A 16,582-nucleotide genomic window follows, 5' to 3' on the forward strand; every position below is an offset into this window, starting at 1 on the left:
GCCGCCGGGCGGCCCACGCGGGCGCGCCGGGGCCGGGGCGGGGCGGGGCGGGGCGGGGCGGGGCGGGCTACAGGACGGTGATGTCCAGTTCGCCGTCCGCGTGCCGCTTGCGCAGGACCTTCTTGTCGAACTTGCCGACCGAGGTCTTCGGCACCTCCTGGATGACCGTCCACCGCTCGGGCACCTGCCACCCCGCGACGTGGTCGCCGAGGAAGGCGCGCAGGCCGGCGAAGTCCGCCGTCGCGCCGTCGCGCAGGACGACGGTGGCCAGCGGACGCTCGCCCCACCTGTCGTCGGGCACGGCGACGACGCACGCCTCGACGACGTCGGGGTGGGCCATGAGGTGGCCCTCCAGCTCCACCGAGGAGATCCACTCGCCGCCGGACTTGATGACGTCCTTGGCCCGGTCGGTGAGCGTCAGGTATCCGTCGGGGGAGATGGTGCCGACGTCGCCGGTGCGCAGCCAGCCGTCGGGGCTGAACTTGTCCTCGGGGCGCAGCGGCTCCGCGGCGCCCGCGCCGCCGTAGTAGGCGCCGGCGATCCACGGCCCGCGCACCTCCAGTTCGCCCGCGCTCTGGCCGTCCCACGGGGCGAACGTGCCGTCGGGCGCGGCGAGCCGGGCCTCGACGGACGCGGGCAGGCGCCCCTGGGTGAGCCGGTACGCCCAGGTCTCGTCCTCCTCCCGTCCGGCGGGCGGGATCGCGACCGTGCCCAGGGGCGAGGTCTCCGTCATGCCCCAGGCGTGGACGAGCGTCACGCCGTGCCGCTCCTCGAAGGCGCGCATCAGGCTCGGCGGGCACGCGGAGCCGCCGATCACGCAGCGGCGCATCGAGGAGATGTCGCGCGGCGTCGTCTCCAGTTCCGCGAGGAGGCCCTGCCAGATCGTCGGCACCGCGCCGCCGACCGTCGGGCGGACCCGCTCGATCATCTCGGCGATCGGCCCCGGCTGGAGGAAGCGGTCCGTCATGAGCATCGACGCGCCCGCCATGAAGGCGGCGTGCGGCAGACCCCAGGCGAGTACGTGGAACATGGGCACCACCGGCATCACCGTGTCCGCGCCGCTCAGGGCGAACGCCTCCGCGCTGTTGGCCTGCATCGCGTGCAGGTAGACCGAGCGGTGGCTGAACAGCACGCCCTTGGGGTCGCCGGTCGTCCCGGAGGTGTAGCACAGGGCCGCCGCCTGGCGCTCGTCCACCTCCGGCCAGTCGTAGGTGGTCGGACGGCCGCCGATGAGCTCCTCGTAGTCGTGTACCCGGACCCCGGCCTGTTCGGCGGCCTCCACGAGCGGCGCCCGGTCGCCGGCACCGGCGACGACGACGTGCTCGACCGTCTTCAGGTGCGGGAGCAGCGGGGCGAGCAGGGGCACGAGCGTGCCGTTGACGATGATCACTCGGTTGGCGGCGTGGTTGACGATCCAGGCGAGCTGCGCCGGGGGCAGCCGCAGGTTCAGCGTGTGCAGCACCGCGCCCATGGACGGGATCGCGAGGTACGCCTCCACGTGGACGTCGTTGTTCCACGCCAGCGTCCCCACCCGTTCGTCGCCGGTGACGCCGAGTTCGTCCCGCAGGCCGTGCGCGAGCTGGGCCGACCGCGCCCCGATCTCCGCGAAGCTGCGCCGCTGCGGCTCCGGCTCCCCCGTCCAGGTGACGACCTGCGCGGTGGCGTGCACGGTGGAGCCGTGGGTGAGGATGCGGCTGATGTTCAGCGGCACGTCCTGCATCGTGCTCAGCACGGGGCCTCCCGGGTGAGATGGCGGGGCGGGTTTCCCGCGATTCTCACGGCGTACCACGCGGTATGTCACTAGGCGGGAGCTGTGTCGTTGACTTTTCGTCTCACACGGACGAGGCCCGGCCCCGCCCACCGGACCGAACGCCGACATCCGGAGGGCCGACACCGCGCGCACGGACGCGGACGCCCCGGGCGCGCGGGCCGTCCGGACAGCCCGGAGCGCGCGCGTACGGGCGGCCGGAGCGCGAGCCCGCGCGCGGGGGGAGCAGGTGCGCGGGCGGCCCGGGCCCGCGGGGGCGCAGGCGGTCGACGCACACCGGGCACGCACGGCCGGGCACGCACGGCCGGGCACGCACGGCCGGGCGCGCGTCGGCCCGGACGCCCGAGGGGCGGTGAGCACGGGCGCTCGAAGAACACGGGGAAGCAGGCGGCCGAGGCGCGCAGGTACGCAGGGTGCCGGGCGTGCCGCGGCCGAGGCGCGCGGGGCGGTGGACGACCGCAGCGCACCCGACCGCCGTCCCGGCGACCGGGGCGGCACGTCGACCACCTCGCCCGGCCCCAGCCGGTGCCCGACCACCCCGACCGGCCTCGCCCGACGACAGCCGACGCGCCGCCCCCGGTCCGCGGGTGCCCCGCCCCGGCCGACGTCAGGCGGCGTCGGCGTCAGGCGGCGTCGGCGTCAGGCGGTGTCGGCGTCAGGCGGTGTCGGCGTCGGGCGGTGTCGGCGTCAGGCGGCGTCGCGGGTGTCGCTCGCCAGTTCCGGGTCCTCGCGGAGCTTGGCCAGGGCCCGGGAGACGGCGCTCTTCACCGTGCCGATCGACACCCCCATCACCGCGGCCGTCTGCGCCTCGCTCAGATCCTCGTAGTACCGCAGCACCACCATCGCCCGTTGCCGCGGCGGCAGCTTCCGCACCGCCCGCCACATGGCGTCGCGCACCGCCTGCTGCTCGGCCGGGTCCGGGCCCGGGAGCGGCTCCGGCTCGGGCAGCTCCTCGCAGGCGTACTCGTCCACCCGCCGCTTGCGCCACTGCGAGGTGCGCGTGTTGACCAGGGCGCGGCGGACGTAGCCGTCCAGCGCGCGGTGGTCCTCGATGCGGTCCCAGGCCTGGTACGTCTTGGTCAGCGCGGTCTGCAGCAGGTCCTCGGCGTCGCACGGGTTGGCCGTGAGCGAGCGCGCCGTGCGCAGCAGCACGGGGCCGCGCTGCCGCACGTAGGAGGTGAACGACGGCGGCGTCCCCGGGGCGGCCGTGGCGCGGCGCTGCTTGGGGACGAGGGGCGTGACGGTGGCGACGGGGACGGCGGGGCCGCGGTCGGAAGTCCCAGGCGTGGTCATGGCTCCACGCTAGAAGCGCCCGGAGCCCACTCGTATCGCCCGCAAGTGCACAACCCCCTCCCCCGGAAGTCGTAGGACGCCCCCGGCCCGCACCTCCCAGGGGTGGAGGGGAGCCGCCGACGCCTCAGGGCCGCCCCTGAGGCCGTCCCGGACCGAGGCGCGAGCGGGGCCGTGCGGCCGCACCGAGTGCGGCCGCACGGCCCGAACCTCGCGACTCCTCGACGCCGCCCTTCCCCAAGGTGGCGCCCGGTGGCTCAGCCGTTCAGATCGTAGAAGTTGATGTTGACGGTGTCCTGGTCGATCGCCGTGGGGGCCGACCCGTTGACGCTCGCGCTGTTGGTCTGACTCGTGGCACCCCACCCGGTAGCGGCCTGCTGGTTGGTCGTCGAGGTGCCCAGGTTGTCCCCCAGCACACCGCTTCCGACGCTGCTGGCGACGCCCGCGTTGGCACCGAGGTCGGCGAAGGCCCCGTTGTCAGCCTGCGCCACACCACCGAGCGCGGTCACCGCGAGCGGCAGGGCGGCGACGGCAGCGACGAGACGGGCGGTACGGACACGTGCCATGTGATTCCTCCAGAAACGGAACTCGTGTTTCCGCGCCGAGCAGTTGGCCGGCCTCCAGCGCGGTGCGACGTCGCCCACCGAAACTGCCCGACAGGCCACCCACGAACCACCCGACCCCCCTGTTTCCCCCGCAAGAATGACGACATACAGATAAACCCCCCATGCCGCCGTGCGCCGTGCACCCGGTCGCACGGCGCCCCCCTGCGCCGCCGCCGCACCGGTTGGCCGGAAGGGTGGGTTTCTCGTCGTTGCGGCCCCCAGGCCCCCGCCGAAGAATCGAATCGCCCGCCTCCCACCGCGCCCACGAGGGCGGCGCGGGAGCCCGCGAGTCACGCGAGAAGCAGTCGGGAGCGGCCGGCACCGGCCGGGAAGCCGAACAGCGGCACGAGGAGAGCTGAGTGAAACGCAGAGACGTCATCCGCACTTCCGCGGGCATCGGCATCACCGGCGCTGCCTTGGGCGGCCTCGGCACGGCCTCCGCCACCGCCCGCGAGCAGCCCCCGAACGCGCCCCGGGGGCCCCTGCGCGTCCACGTCGTCCTGTTCGACGGCGCGGAGGAGCTGGACTTCGCCGCGCCCTACGACGTCCTCTCCGCCGCCGGGTTCTTCACCGACCGCGCGGTGGACGTCCGCTACGTCGGAGTGACCGGCCCCGGAATGGTCGAGGCCGCCTACGGCACCCGGATCCGGGTGCCGCACGGCTGGGCGCCGCACCGCGCGGACGTGCTCCTCGTCCCCGGCGGCGGCTACACCCGGCGGGACGGCCCCGGGGTGTGGGCCGAGATCGAGCGCGGCACGCTCCCACGCGCCCTCGCGGCGGCGGCCCGCCCCGGCCTCACCCTGGCCTCCGTCTGCACCGGCGCGATCCTGCTCTCCGCCGCCGGACTGACGCGGGGACGCCCCTGCACCACGCACCACAAGGCGCGTCCGTACCTGGAGGAGCAGGGCGGCGTGCTGAAGAACGCCCGCGTCGTCGACGACGGCGACCTGGTCACCGCCGGCGGCGTCACCTCCGGCCTGGACCTCGCCCTGTGGCTGGCCCGCCGCGAACTCGGCCCCGACGCGGCCCTCGGCCTTGAGGCGATGCTCGAGTACGAGGTCCGCGGCACGGTGTGGACGCCCCCACACCGTGCCGACCACAGCTGACCGTCCCCCCACGCCCCCACGCCGATGGTCCGCGCGACTTCGCCGCACGCGGCCGAGTGACCCCACGGGCCGCCCGCGTGGGGGGACGCGGGGCCCCGGAAGACCCGAGTCACACGCCCACCCCGGGTGGGGCGCCCTCAGCCCGCTCCAGCGCCCCGCCCGCCAGACCGCGCCCGCAGCGGAGAAGCTACGACGAGGAACCTATGGCGAGGTCCGTGCGGGCCCTCTGGTGCAGGCCGTTCAGCGCGTCGACGACCCCGGGGCCCAGCTCCGTGCGATGGGCGGCGGGCACGTCGGCTGGGTCCCGCGCACACCTCAGCAGAGCCCAGAGCCGCTCGTTGACCGTCGCCGCCGTCTGCACCGCCGCCTCGTCCGCCAGCAGGACGAGGTTTTCGAACAGCACGGAGCGCCGGGACTCCGCCGCCTCCATCTCCGTCAGCGCCCCGGTCGGGTCTTCTCCCCGGTCCCGGGCATCGAGCGCCTGCCGGGCAGCCCGGGCCGCCTCCTTGACGGAGGTGACGTACTCCACGTACGTGTCGAGTTTGCGCTCGTCCCACCGGGTGGCCAACGCCTGCCGGAAGCGGGCTCGTTCGACCAGGGTGGTCGCGGCGAAGGAGGTGACCGCGCCCAACAGAACCCCGACCAGGGTGATGATCTGACTCGCCATGCTGCTCACGTTAGCGACACCCCCGCGTCCCCTGGTGCGGAGTGCTGAGAAGGGTGAGCGGACGCGGAGAAGGGTGAGCGGAGCCCGCGACCACAGCCCAGCGACCAGCGGCCGCCGAGCGCCGACCGCGGACGGCGTACCGCTCAAGACCAGGAGCCGCCGGACGGCAGACCCCGGTGGAAGAACGCCATCGGCTGCCCGGGGCCGTTGAGTCGTCGACGATCCGCGAGTCGAAGCCGAGGCTGCGGTGGAAGGCGAGCAAGCCGGTGTTCGGGGCCTCTGAGGCATCTCGCGGACGGTCCGGAGGAACGGCGCGACGGTGAGCGAGGGGACGGTGGGCGGTCGGAGCTCGCGGCGCGGAAAGGACGTGCAGCACCAGCCCGACGAGTGGACCACGTCGTCGCGCGCCCGCAGCGGGAAGCCCTGGAAGCCACCTCTCGGGACGGACACCGGAGGGGGCGCTCCTCCGATGAGGGGCACCCCTCCGGGACCGCTGGCTCTACGAGTTGGGCGGAGGCGGTGGGATTTGAACCCACGGTGACATCGCTGCCACGACGGTTTTCAAGACCGGTCCCTTCGGCCGCTCGGGCACGCCTCCCTGCGCGGCACCGGGTGCTGCGCAGGGACAGCGTAACGGGTGGCGTCAGTCGTCGCCCACGCGCTGGTCGAGGGTGAGTTGCGTCTGCCGGGACTGGCCGTCGCGCTCGTAGGTGAGGGTGACGCGGTCGCCCGGGGCGTGGGTCCAGATCTCGCTGATCAGGGTGGGGCCGCTGTCGATGACGGTGCCGTCGAACTTGGTGATGACGTCGCCCGGGCGCAGGCCCGCATCGTCGGCCGGGCCGCCCGGGGTGATGGCCTCGCTGCCTCCGGCGCCCCCGTCGGCGATGACGGCCCCGTCGGTGCCCTGGCTCATCTCGACGGTGGCCCCGATGATCGGGTACACCGGCTCGCCCGTCTCGATCAGGGTCTTGGCCACGCGTTCGGCCTGGTCGACGGGAATGGCGAAGCCGAGGCCGACGCTGCCCGCCTGCTCCATCGGGCCGCTACCGGGCGACTGGATGGCGGAGTTGACGCCGATGACCTCGCCGTCGGCGTTGAGCAGCGGCCCGCCGGAGTTGCCCGGGTTGATGGAGGCGTCCGTCTGGAGGGCGCTCATGTAGGACGCCGCGGAGCCCTGGGCGTCGCTGGAGGCGACGGGGCGGTTGAGCGCGCTGACGATGCCCGTGGTGACGGTGCCGGAGAGGCCGAAGGGGGCGCCGATGGCGATGGTGGAGTCGCCGACGGCCACCTCGTCGGAGTCGCCGAGCGGGAGCGGGGTGAGGTCGGCGCCCTCGGGGTCGGTGAGCTTGATGACGGCGACGTCGTAGCCCTCGGCGCGGCCGACCACCTCGGCGTCGTACTGCTTGCCGTCGGAGAACACCGTGGTGATCTCGGCGCCGCGGGCCGCGCTGGCGACGACGTGGTTGTTGGTGAGGATGTGGCCCTGCTTGTCGAAGACGAACCCGGTGCCGGTGCCGCCGCCGGGGCCGGTGCCGCTGCCGCCGTTGACCTCGATCGTGACGACGCTGGGCAGCGCGTCGGCGGCGATGCCGGCGACGGAGTCGGGGGCGCGCTGCACGGTCTGCTCGCCGGAGGTGCCGCCGTGGACCGTCTCGGAGGCCGCGGAGTCTGACCGCTCGGCGGCGAAGAAGCCCACGCCGCCGCCGACGCCGCCCGCGAGGAGGGCTCCCGCCGCCAGCGCGGCGATGAGCCCGCCGCGGCGCTTCTTCGGAGCGGGCGGGGGCGGCGGGGCGCCCCAGGGCTGCGCCGGGCCGCCGCCGGGGGCCTGGCCGCCGTAGCCACCGGCGCCGTAGCCCCCCGTGCCGTGGCCGCCGGTCTCGTGGGCGCCCGTGCCGTAGCCGCCACCGCCCTGGCCGCCGGCCGGGCCGCCGGGGCCGCCGACGCCGTAGTCGGCGCCGTGGCCGGGGCCGTCCGGGTCGTGGGCGGGGTGGGCGGGAGCGGCGGTGGGGTGCGGGGGCGGCTGCCGGGGCGTGGGGGGTGGTTCGGCGGGCGGGGGGCCGGCCGGGTGGGCGGTGGGGGCCGGGGCGGCCGGGGGCGGCGGGGCCGTCGCGTGGTCGCCCGGGGCGCGCTCAGACGTGCCGGGCGACGCCACCGGGGGCACGCGGTCGCCGGGCGCCGTCGGGTCGGCGTCGCGGCGCTCCTCAGGCGACCGGTCGACGCCCTCGTGCTCGGTGCTCACAGCAGTCTCCTCAGGGATGCAGAGTCGTCACGCGGTGCAGGGGGGAGGAGGGGAGGGGCGGTTCGCCCTTCCTCCCGTGTGCCATCAGCTTGTCCCATGGAACGTCAGGGCGGCGTAAGCCATGCGGCTGCCCTCCCCCGTCGCCCTTACACCCGGCACATACGCCCCGGTTGCCGGGGCCGTCGCGACGAGCGGGTGTGACGCGGGACGCGGCGCGCGTCCGCCGCCCGTGCCGTCGCGCGGCGGCGCCGCTCACCCGGCGTGCACCGGCGCACGCGCCGCGTACCGATGTGGCGACCGTGCGTCAACAGGGGCGGGTGGGGCGGTTTCCAGCCTGGGTGTGAAGGGCATCCATCACGTGCGTGGGGCAGAGGAGGTTCCGGGGGTGGCGTTGGTGGTGGCACAGGAAGTGCCGACTTCTTCGACGATGGCCGTCCCCCATGGGCCCATCGGTGTCGGCCTGGCACGGCGGCGGATGCGCGGCGAGCTGCGCGCGTCCGGGGCGCCGGACGCGGTGGTCGACGACGCCGTCCTCATCCTCTCCGAACTGCTGTCGAACGCCTACCGCCACGCGCGTCCGCTGCCGCCGGACGACTCCGTCCGGGCGGGCTGGCACCGGGGCGCCGACGGCGAGGTCACCATCGCGGTGACGGACGGCGGCGGGCCCACCCGGCCCCTGCCGTCGACGCCTTCGGTGACGGCGCGTGGCGGCCGCGGCCTGTCCATCATCACCTCGCTCGCCGCCGCCTGGGGCGTGCGCGAGGACGTCGACGAGGACGCCGTCACGGTGTGGGCGGTACTCGTCGCCGAGGGAGGCGGCGAGGTCGGCGGGCGGGCGGGGGGCGTCGGCCCCCGGTCCGCCGAGGAGCGCTACCGGGTCGGCGGGCTGGAGGAGTTGGAGGGCCTGGGCAGCCTGGGCGGGTTCGGCGTCTGAGGCCGTGCCCGTGTGCACGCCGCGCGCGCTGTGCCCCGGTCGGCGACCCTGGCGGACGCGGCCGGGCGCTCGTGCACCCCGCGCGCGCTGTGCGCTCCGCGCGCCCCTGTGCGCCCAGCACCCCGCGCCCCGCACGTCCGGCACCCCGCCTCCCGCCTCCCGCGGACGGACGCCGGGGCGAGGTGCGGGGGAGCGGCGCGGGCGGCGTGCGGTCAGCGGGTGGGGCCGCCGGTGGCCTAAGCTCGCGCGCGGTGGCGCGTACGGCGTCCCGCGCTCGCGCGCTGCCGCGTGTCGGGGGGTGAGACGCACGGCGGGCCGCCGGCCCAGCAGTCGTCCGCACTCGGCGGCCCCGCGCGGGGTGCCGGGTCGTCCTCACGGAGATCCATCCATGGCCAAGAAGCGTCGCCCCCAGCCCCAGGCCGCGAAGCCGCAGCGTGTCGACGGAGAGGTTCCGGTCGTCGGCGCCCGCGAACCCTGCCCGTGCGGCTCGGGCCGACGCTACAAGGCGTGCCACGGGCGGGCGGCCGCGCAGGCGGCGGCCGAACTGGTGCGGCGGCCGTTCGAGGGCCTGCCCGGCGAGTGCGACTGGGTGGCCCTGCGCGAACTGGTGCCGGCCGCCACCGCGCCGCTGGCGCTCCGGGAGGGCCTCCCCGCGGACGTGCCCTCGGTCACCCTGGCCACGGTGCTGCCGATGGCCTGGCCCGCGCTGCGGCGCGACGACGGCTCGGTGATGATCGGGCTGCAGAACGACACCGCCTCCGGCGACCTCAGCCGCGACCTGGCCGACGTGCTGCGCCGCGCGCTGACCGCCGAGCTCGGGCAGCCGGTGGGCGCCGGGCGGGCGGAGACCGAAGGACCGCGCCTCCAGGACGTGCTGGACCTCGCCGCGCCGTTCGTGCCGGAGGTGCACGAGGGGTTCGAGTTCTGGCTGTCGGACGCCGAGAACGCCACCGGTGAGGTAGCCGCCTCCCTGGAGCGGGCGAACGCCGCCGCGCTGCCGACGAGTCGGCTGACCGGGGTGGAGGCGGCGTACTGGTGCCGCACGCCGGAGAAGAACCACCTGCGCTGGGTCATGCCGCACGCGGAGGAGCGGCTGATGAACGCGCTCGCCCGCCTGCACGCCGCCGGGGCCTCCGGGCTCGGCGAGGGCACGCGGCTGGTGGGCTCCTTCCGGGCGCACGGCCTGATGGTGCCGGTGTGGGACCTGCCGAGCGCGATGGGCGCCGAGGACTGCGAGAAGCCCGCCGCGGCCTTCGCCGAGCGGCTGGGCGAGGCGTTGGCCGACGAGGCGCCGCTGACCGCCGACGAGCGCCGGGCGCGCAGCGGGCTGACCAACCGCCAGATCACGCTGAGCTGACGCCGCGGATGCCGGCCGCCCGCCGACCGGCGGGGCACGCGCCGTCCGGTCGGCCTCCGGCGCCCGGCCGGGCACGACCCGCTGGCGCGGCCCCTCGGCGGCCGGTGGGCCTGGCGCCGTCGGGCACCGACCGGTCGGCGGGAAGCCGCCGGACACCGAGCCGCGCCGGGGGCGGGCGGGCCCGCCCTCACGCGCGCCCGGACGCCGCCCCGGCCGACGGCACGGGAGCGCCCACCGGGCCGCCGCCGCGCCCCGGGCGGCGGCGACTCGCCGGGTTCCGCACCGGCCCCCGAGCGCACGGGGCGGGGCCCGGGGCGTCCGGGGCCGGAGTCGCCCCGGCGGCTGCCGACGGTGCCGCGGCGGCGGGGTCCGGCCACCGGTTCTCCGCCCCACGCCGCCGACCGTGGTCGTCGGCGACCGTCCGACCACGGTGCTCGCCGCCCGGACGCCGGCCGCCCCGACGCCACCCTCACCGCGCGCCGTGCCACGGCCGTCCGCGCCCGGGGCCGGCGGCCCGCGGCACAGCCGCGCCCGTGCGGCGCCGGGAGTTAATGCGCGCCCCGGGGGAGCGGAATGGCGGGAAACTGAGTTACGTGGGGTAATGCGTGTTGGGCGGAGAGCTAATTGAATGCTCAAGAAGTAGTGACGCTCGTCACAACTCCCCGTTTGAGCAGGGGAATCGGTACATCGAACGGCGCAACGGGATGTGCGGACGGCGTTTTTCTTGTTACCTTTTCCGTGAGCCCGGTCGCTGGTGCATCCCCCGTCGCCAGCGACCGGGCTTTTCTATGCCCCGAATCGCCCCGGCCGCCCGCCTCAGTGCGCCAGGCGGTTCCCGGTGTCGGGCGCCGCGCTGCCGGCGTCGATGAGGGCGTCCAGGAGTTCCGCCGCGGACGGCAGGTACGGTTCCGGGCCCCGCGGAGCGCGAATCCAGCACACCGGGCCGGCCGGGGTCTGGGTGGGCGGCAGCGGGACGTAGCCGCCCTGGCCGTGGAAGCGCAGCGAGGTCGGCACGTAGTCGCGGGCGTGCAGCAGCTCGCCGAGTTCGGCCAGGTCGTAGGGGCGCACGAGCAGGATGGCCCGGGTGGGCGTGGTGAGGACGGGACCGGTGCGCAGGCCGCGCTCGTCGAGGTCGGCCAGGGCCAGGGTGGCGGCCGGTGCGGGAAGGCTGAGCGCGCACGGCGCCCGGCCCCCGGTGGCCAGGATCACGGAGGCGCCGGGCCGCTGCGTCCACCACCAGCGCACCATGCGCGCGTCGGTGGTGGCGGCGAGCAGGTCAGGGTCGAGCGGGTGGGCGCCGGGCACCGGGCAGTCCGGGAGCGGGCAGGCGCAGGTGGCGTCCGCGCGGGGGTCCGCGCGGCGGGCGCGACCCGGGGCGCGGCGGCGCCCGGCGCGCCGGGGTTCCCGTAGCTCGGCGCCCGGCACCACGGGCCACTGCCACGCGGTGGCGCAGGTCAGGGCGGCACTGCGCCGCGCCCATCGGGTCACGCTTCGCCTTCCGAGGATCTCGCGCATGAGCGCTCGTTCCTTTCCGTTACGTCCGTAAACACCGACAGCTCGGCGGCCTGGGGTGGCGCACCGCACGGTGCTCGTACTGCGCGGGTACTGGTCGTCGTGCTGCCGGTACTGCTCGTACTGCCTGTGCGGAGCGGCGCGTTCGTGCCGTAAGCCGAGCGTGGAACGTGGCGGGGGGTGGCGCGGCCAGGGGCGCTCGTGGTCTCTGTCGTACTACGTACTGCTGCGTACTTCCACGTACCGCCGCGTACTCGTGTGCACCGGGGCGCGTACTCGTCCGTACCGGGAACGGTCCGTGCCGGCTGTGCCTGCTCGACGTGCCTGTGCGTGCTGCCTGCTAGCGCGTACCCGGGCCTTGAGCATCTCACCCTCGGGGGCGGCCCCGCGTGTCGCGAACCACCGGACGTCCGAGGGGCGAGCCTCACCGAGTACGACGCGCGACCCCGCCAGCGGGTTCCGGCCCGAACGCGCGGTGTGCGAGCCCCAGCATCCCACGTGCGAGGGCGTGCCGCGTGTCCTCCGCTGACACCCGCCATCCGACCGTGATCACGCGTGCCCAGGGTGCTTTTCGCGCCATTTCACGGAGTGGGGCACGCGGCGCCTCAGGGCCGAGGGTGCCGTGGACACCAGCACTCCCGAGCAGGGCAGTGCTGGACACGTGGTCGTCACGCCGTGTAGATCTGGACACATCTGAGCAGAGCAGCACGACATGGGGGTATGCGATGCGTTTGCGGGAGATCACCCCTGGCGGGAGCTGCTCGTCATGAGCGCACACCAACAGTCGAAAGTGGCCGGAATCAATCCGCCCTCCACCTCGCCCGAGGACACTGGCCCGCCCGCGGGCGCGACGCGGTCGATGCTGGGGCGTCCGGCCGAAGGGCGGGTACGCTCCGGCCTGACGGCCACCGGGCGGGTGATGCACCGGGCGCTGCCCGGCGCGCCGGAGTCCTGCCCTCGTCCCGTCGCGCAACCCGCCGCCGTGCGGGACCGCCTCGCGGGGTGGATCTCCGACCTCACCACGCTGCACCACCTCACCGAGCGGCTCGCCCGCACCGACACGCTCGACGCCGCCCTGCGCGAGACCCTGCGCGGTGGCGCCGCCCTCGTCGGCGCCCGGCGCGGCGTCCTCGCGCTGGACCCGGCGGACGGGCTCGGTCCGCGCCGCACCGTGGGCCTCGGCCTGGGCCACGCCGACCTGGGCCAGATCGAGACGGTTCCCGCGGCGGCGAACTTCGGCCCCCTGCTCGACGGCCGCCCCGCATCGGCGGGCGGCCGGGGCCCCTCCCCCGCGGGCGCCGCCTCCGCCGCGGGCGCCGCCTCCGCCGCGAGCGCCACCCCCGGCGCGGGCGGCGCGGGCGGGGGCGCGCCGGGCGGGTGGGCGCCGGGCGCGGCGGAGGTCGCGCACCCGGACATCGCCCGTGAGGAGGGGCTGGACCCCCGGCACCGCGAGGTGGCCGCCCGGCTCGGGTACGCCGCCAGCTACGCCGTCCCCCTGGCCACCGCACCGCGCCCCGAGGCGGGCGGCGCGCGCACGCCCCGGCTCGGGGCGGCGGTGTGGCTGTACGACGAGCCCACCGCACCGTCGGAGCGGCAGCGGCACCTGCTCGGCCTGTACCTCGGCTGCGCCACCGAGCACGTCGCCCGCCGCCTGGAGCTCAGCCGCGCCCGCACCGCTCTCGACGCCGTGCGCGAGGAGCTCCTGCCCAGTCGGCTGCCGCGCGTGCCCGGCGTGCGGATCGCCGTGCGGCACCGCACCGGCCCGCGCGGCGGTGGCGACTGGTACGACGTGCTGCCGCTGCCCGAGGGCGCGCTCGGTCTCTCCGTGGGCGGCGTCAGCGGCACGGGGCCGGGGGTGCCCGCCGCCGCCGGGCGGCTGCGCGCGGCGCTGCGGGCCTACGCCGTCATGGAGGGCGAGGACCCGGTCGCCGTCCTGTCCGACCTGGAACTCCTGCTGCGGCTGACGGAGCCGGCGCGGCCGGCCACCGCGCTGTTCGGCTACGCGGAACCCGCCGTGCGGCGCGTCACCGTCGCCGGGGCCGGGCACTGCCCGCCGCTGATCGTGGGGCCGTCCCGCTGCGAGTTCGCCGAGACGACGCTCTCCGCGCCCCTCACCATGCTCGCCTGCTGGGAGGCGCCCAGTCTGGAGCTGGACCTCGCGCCTGGTGAAACGCTCCTGCTGTACAGCGACGGGCTCGTGCAGCGCACCGGCGAGCCCACGGACCGGGCCTTCGCCCGGCTGCACGCCGCCGCGCTCGCCGCCGCGCCGTCGGTGCGCGACGACCCCGAGGCGCTGGCCGACCACGTCCTGCACACCGTGCTCCCCGACGGGCTGGCGGACGCGGACAGCGAGGAGGACGTCGTGCTCCTGGCCGTCCGCTTCTGAGCAGGCGAGCCGTCCGCTGCCGAAGCGGGAAGCGCCGCCCCGGCCCCGCCCCGGCCCGCCCCCGCCCGCTCCGCGCGCCGTCCGGGCGCCGGGCCCGGCGCCCGCGTCACGGCGCACGCCCTGGGGTCACCCCTCGCGCGGACATACGATGGGCACTGGCCCCCCGTGACGTACGCAAGGAGGCAGCGACGTGGCCGAGCAGCAGTCGCCGGAGACCCCGGAAGACGAGCAGCCCATCAAGCAGCGGAAGAACGGTCTGTACCCAGGCGTGTCCGACGAGCTGGCCGAGAACATGAAGGGCGGTTGGGCCGACACCGAGCGGCGCGACCTGGAGCCGATCGCCCAGGCCGGGCACACCGCGCGGCGGCGCGCGGCGCTCTCGGAGCGCTTCCCCGGCGAGCGCCTGGTCATTCCCGCGGGCAACCTCAAAACGCGCTCGAACGACACCGAGTACAGCTTCCGCGCGTCCGTGGAGTACGCCTACCTCACGGGCAACCAGACCGAGGACGGCGTCCTGGTCATGGAGCCGCGCGCCGGCGGCCACGACGCGACGCTGTACCTGCTGCCGCGCTCGGACCGGGAGAACGGCGAGTTCTGGCTCGACGGCCAGGGCGAGCTGTGGGTCGGCCGCCGCAACAGCCTCACCGAAGGCGAGCAGCTCTACGGCCTGCCCTGCGCCGACGTGCGCACGGTCACCGACACGCTCGCGGAGGCCACCGGACCGGTGCGCGTCGTGCGCGGTTACGACGCCCGCGTGGAGGCCGCGCTCGCCGACAAGGTGACCGCCGAGCGGGACGAGGAACTGCGCGTCTACCTGTCCGAGAGCCGGCTGGTCAAGGACGAGTTCGAGATCGGCGAACTGCAGAAGGCGGTGGACTCCACCGTCCGCGGCTTCGAGGACGTCGTCCGCGTGCTGGACAAGGCGGAGGCCACCTCGGAGCGGTACATCGAGGGGACGTTCTTCCTGCGCGCACGGGTGGAGGGCAACGACATCGGGTACGGCTCGATCTGCGCCGCGGGCCCGCACGCCACCACCCTGCACTGGGTGCGCAACGACGGCCCGGTGCGCTCGGGCGAGCTGCTGCTCCTGGACGCGGGGGTGGAGACGCACACGCTCTACACCGCCGACGTCACGCGCACCATGCCGGTCAACGGCACCTTCAGCGAGCTCCAGCGCAAGATCTACGACGCGGTGTACGACGCCCAGGAGGCGGGTATCGCCGCCGTCAGGCCGGGCGCGAAGTACCTGGACTTCCACCACGCCGCCCAGCGCGTGCTCGCCGAGCGCCTCGTGGAGTGGGGCCTGCTGGACGGGCCGGTGGAGAAGGTGCTCGAACTGGGCCTCCAGCGGCGCTGGACCCTGCACGGCACCGGCCACATGCTCGGCCTGGACGTGCACGACTGCGCCTCCGCCCGCCGCGAGGCGTACGCGGAAGGCACCCTGGAGCCCGGCATGTGCCTGACCGTCGAGCCGGGCCTGTACTTCCAGTCCGACGACCTCACGGTGCCGGAGGAGTACCGGGGCATCGGCGTGCGCATCGAGGACGACATCCTCGTCACCGAGGACGGCAACCGGAACCTGTCGGACGCGCTGCCGCGCACCTCGGCGGACGTCGAGGCGTGGATGGCCTCGCTCCGGGGCTGAGGCCGGGCGCGTCGGCGCCGGCGGGCCCGCCGGCCGGACGGGCCCGCCGTCCGGGTGGCCCCCGGCCGCCGCACGGCCGTCCACCGCACGGCGGCTGCCCGCCACCGCGGTCTGACGCACCACGACGGCGGCCCGGACCGGTCCACCCGGTCCGGGCCGCCGTCGTGGGCCGTCGTGGTACCGGGCGCCCCTGCGTCACCCCGCCGCTCGCCCGGCGCCCCGCCGCCCGGCGGCGTCAGACCCTGCGCCAGCGGGCCAGGGCGAGCGAGAAGGCGCCGAACAGGGCCAGGCCGACGGCTATCGCGGCCAGCAGCCAGGGCCCGGCGGGGGTGTCCGCGAAGCCGCGCAGGGTCTGGTCGATGCCCTTGGCCTCGTCCGGGTCGGCGGTCCAGGCGGCCTGGAGGACGAAGACCCCGGCGGCGGCGAAGACCACGCCGCGGCAGACGCCGCCGACCACGCCGAGGACGTCCACCACCTTGCGCTGCCGCCGCGACATGGCGGACAGCTTCAGCTCCTCCCGGAACTTCCTGCGCAGCCCCTTGACGGCGATGTACAGCCCGGCGGCCAGGACGGCGAGGCCGGCGGCGCCCACCAGCCAGCGCCCGGCGGGCAGCTCCAGCGCGCGGGCGGTGAAGTCCTGCGAGCGGGCGTCGCTGGAGCCGCTGCCGCCGCCGGTGGCGAAGCGCAGCACCGAGTAGGCCAGGAAGGCGTAGACGACGAACCGGGCACCGGAGACGGCGCGGTGCGAGGCGCGGTGCCCGTCCGGCCCCGACGCCCCGAACAGCGCCTCGGACAGCCGCCACAGGGCCAGGCCGGCCAGGCCGATCCCGACCGCCCAGACCACCGCCGCGCCGAACGGCTCCTGCGACACCTCCTGGATCGCGCCCGCCTGGTCCGCCTGCGCGGCGCCGTCGCCGAAGGCGATCTGGAGCGCCAGCAGCCCGATGAGCACGTAGAGCACGCCGCGGGCGGCCAGCCCCCAGCGCGCCGCGGCGTCCATGGCGGAGCTGTGTGCCGCCTGCCGGGCGACGCGGCGTCCCTTGCCCACTGACAAGCCCGCACTCATGTCACTG

At 75.9% G+C, this 16,582-nt stretch carries 12 protein-coding genes and 1 tRNA gene; 5 read left to right on the forward strand and 8 right to left on the reverse strand.

The annotated features are described in order from the left end of the window. Nucleotides 1–67: 67 nt before the first annotated feature. The 3 genes from OSB71_RS03070 to OSB71_RS03080 form a co-directional block, all read right to left on the reverse strand. Entirely contained in the window at nucleotides 68–1,732 is a 1,665-nt protein-coding gene (locus tag OSB71_RS03070; protein WP_265943880.1) for a long-chain fatty acid--CoA ligase, read from the reverse strand. A 723-nt stretch (nucleotides 1,733–2,455) separates the two neighbouring features. Beyond that, entirely contained in the window at nucleotides 2,456–3,061 is a 606-nt protein-coding gene (locus OSB71_RS03075) for a SigE family RNA polymerase sigma factor (RefSeq protein ID WP_265943881.1), read from the reverse strand. 254 nt (nucleotides 3,062–3,315) lie between these two features. After that, complete coding sequence (locus OSB71_RS03080; RefSeq protein WP_265943883.1) at nucleotides 3,316–3,624, reverse strand: hypothetical protein; 309 nt, start codon at nucleotides 3,622–3,624, stop codon at nucleotides 3,316–3,318. 398 nt (nucleotides 3,625–4,022) lie between these two features. On the opposite strand from OSB71_RS03080, the gene OSB71_RS03085 reads away from it, so the two are divergent. After that, nucleotides 4,023–4,769, forward strand: a complete 747-nt coding sequence (locus OSB71_RS03085) for a DJ-1/PfpI family protein (protein WP_265943885.1) — start codon at nucleotides 4,023–4,025, stop codon at nucleotides 4,767–4,769. Between the two features lie 187 nt (nucleotides 4,770–4,956). Here OSB71_RS03085 and OSB71_RS03090 read toward each other — a convergent pair whose 3' ends face one another. From OSB71_RS03090 to OSB71_RS03100, 3 genes are all read right to left on the reverse strand, one after another. Further along, nucleotides 4,957–5,436 carry a hypothetical protein gene (locus tag OSB71_RS03090; protein ID WP_265943887.1) on the reverse strand — a complete coding sequence of 160 codons (480 nt, stop codon included), beginning with the start codon at nucleotides 5,434–5,436 and terminating at the stop codon, nucleotides 4,957–4,959. A gap of 511 nt (nucleotides 5,437–5,947) precedes the next feature. Continuing rightward, a tRNA-Ser gene (locus tag OSB71_RS03095) sits at nucleotides 5,948–6,034 on the reverse strand. A 45-nt stretch (nucleotides 6,035–6,079) separates the two neighbouring features. Beyond that, nucleotides 6,080–7,675, reverse strand: a complete 1,596-nt coding sequence (locus OSB71_RS03100) for a S1C family serine protease (protein ID WP_265943888.1) — start codon at nucleotides 7,673–7,675, stop codon at nucleotides 6,080–6,082. Between the two features lie 385 nt (nucleotides 7,676–8,060). Here OSB71_RS03100 and OSB71_RS03105 point away from each other — a divergent pair, with 385 nt between their 5' ends. Together OSB71_RS03105 and OSB71_RS03110 are read left to right on the forward strand one after the other, a co-directional pair. Next, a complete protein-coding gene (locus tag OSB71_RS03105) occupies nucleotides 8,061–8,609 on the forward strand; it encodes an ATP-binding protein (protein ID WP_265943890.1) in 549 nt (182 codons plus the stop codon). 388 nt (nucleotides 8,610–8,997) lie between these two features. Further along, entirely contained in the window at nucleotides 8,998–9,966 is a 969-nt protein-coding gene (locus OSB71_RS03110; protein WP_265943892.1) for a DUF5926 family protein, read from the forward strand. A gap of 816 nt (nucleotides 9,967–10,782) precedes the next feature. On the opposite strand, the gene OSB71_RS03115 is transcribed toward OSB71_RS03110, so the two are convergent. Beyond that, a complete protein-coding gene (locus tag OSB71_RS03115; RefSeq protein WP_265943894.1) occupies nucleotides 10,783–11,481 on the reverse strand; it encodes a bifunctional DNA primase/polymerase in 699 nt (232 codons plus the stop codon). Between the two features lie 763 nt (nucleotides 11,482–12,244). Between OSB71_RS03115 and OSB71_RS03120 the strand changes: the two genes are divergently transcribed. Next, entirely contained in the window at nucleotides 12,245–13,864 is a 1,620-nt protein-coding gene (locus tag OSB71_RS03120) for a PP2C family protein-serine/threonine phosphatase (protein ID WP_265943895.1), read from the forward strand. Nucleotides 13,865–14,054: 190 nt separating this feature from the next. Then, a complete protein-coding gene (locus OSB71_RS03125) occupies nucleotides 14,055–15,509 on the forward strand; it encodes an aminopeptidase P family protein (protein ID WP_265943897.1) in 1,455 nt (484 codons plus the stop codon). A 235-nt stretch (nucleotides 15,510–15,744) separates the two neighbouring features. Here the strand turns inward: OSB71_RS03125 and OSB71_RS03130 are convergent, their stop codons facing one another. Continuing rightward, the gene (locus OSB71_RS03130) at nucleotides 15,745–16,575 is read right to left on the reverse strand and encodes a DUF1206 domain-containing protein (protein WP_265943899.1); all 831 of its coding nucleotides are present in this window, start codon (nucleotides 16,573–16,575) and stop codon (nucleotides 15,745–15,747) included. Nucleotides 16,576–16,582 lie beyond the last annotated feature (7 nt).

Origin of the sequence: Streptomyces marinisediminis (assembly GCF_026262575.1) — a bacterium.
GTDB classification, from domain to species: Bacteria; Actinomycetota; Actinomycetes; order Streptomycetales; family Streptomycetaceae; genus Streptomyces; species Streptomyces marinisediminis.

Coding starts and splice junctions, on each gene's coding strand:
- OSB71_RS03075 (WP_265943881.1), bottom strand. CDS start 3,061: ATGACCACGCCTGGGACTTCCGACCGCGGCCCCGCCGTCCCCGTCGCC.
- OSB71_RS03080 (WP_265943883.1), bottom strand. CDS start 3,624: ATGGCACGTGTCCGTACCGCCCGTCTCGTCGCTGCCGTCGCCGCCCTG.
- OSB71_RS03090 (WP_265943887.1), bottom strand. CDS start 5,436: ATGGCGAGTCAGATCATCACCCTGGTCGGGGTTCTGTTGGGCGCGGTC.
- OSB71_RS03110 (WP_265943892.1), top strand. CDS start 8,998: ATGGCCAAGAAGCGTCGCCCCCAGCCCCAGGCCGCGAAGCCGCAGCGT.
- OSB71_RS03115 (WP_265943894.1), bottom strand. CDS start 11,481: ATGCGCGAGATCCTCGGAAGGCGAAGCGTGACCCGATGGGCGCGGCGC.
- OSB71_RS03120 (WP_265943895.1), top strand. CDS start 12,245: ATGAGCGCACACCAACAGTCGAAAGTGGCCGGAATCAATCCGCCCTCC.
- OSB71_RS03130 (WP_265943899.1), bottom strand. CDS start 16,575: ATGAGTGCGGGCTTGTCAGTGGGCAAGGGACGCCGCGTCGCCCGGCAG.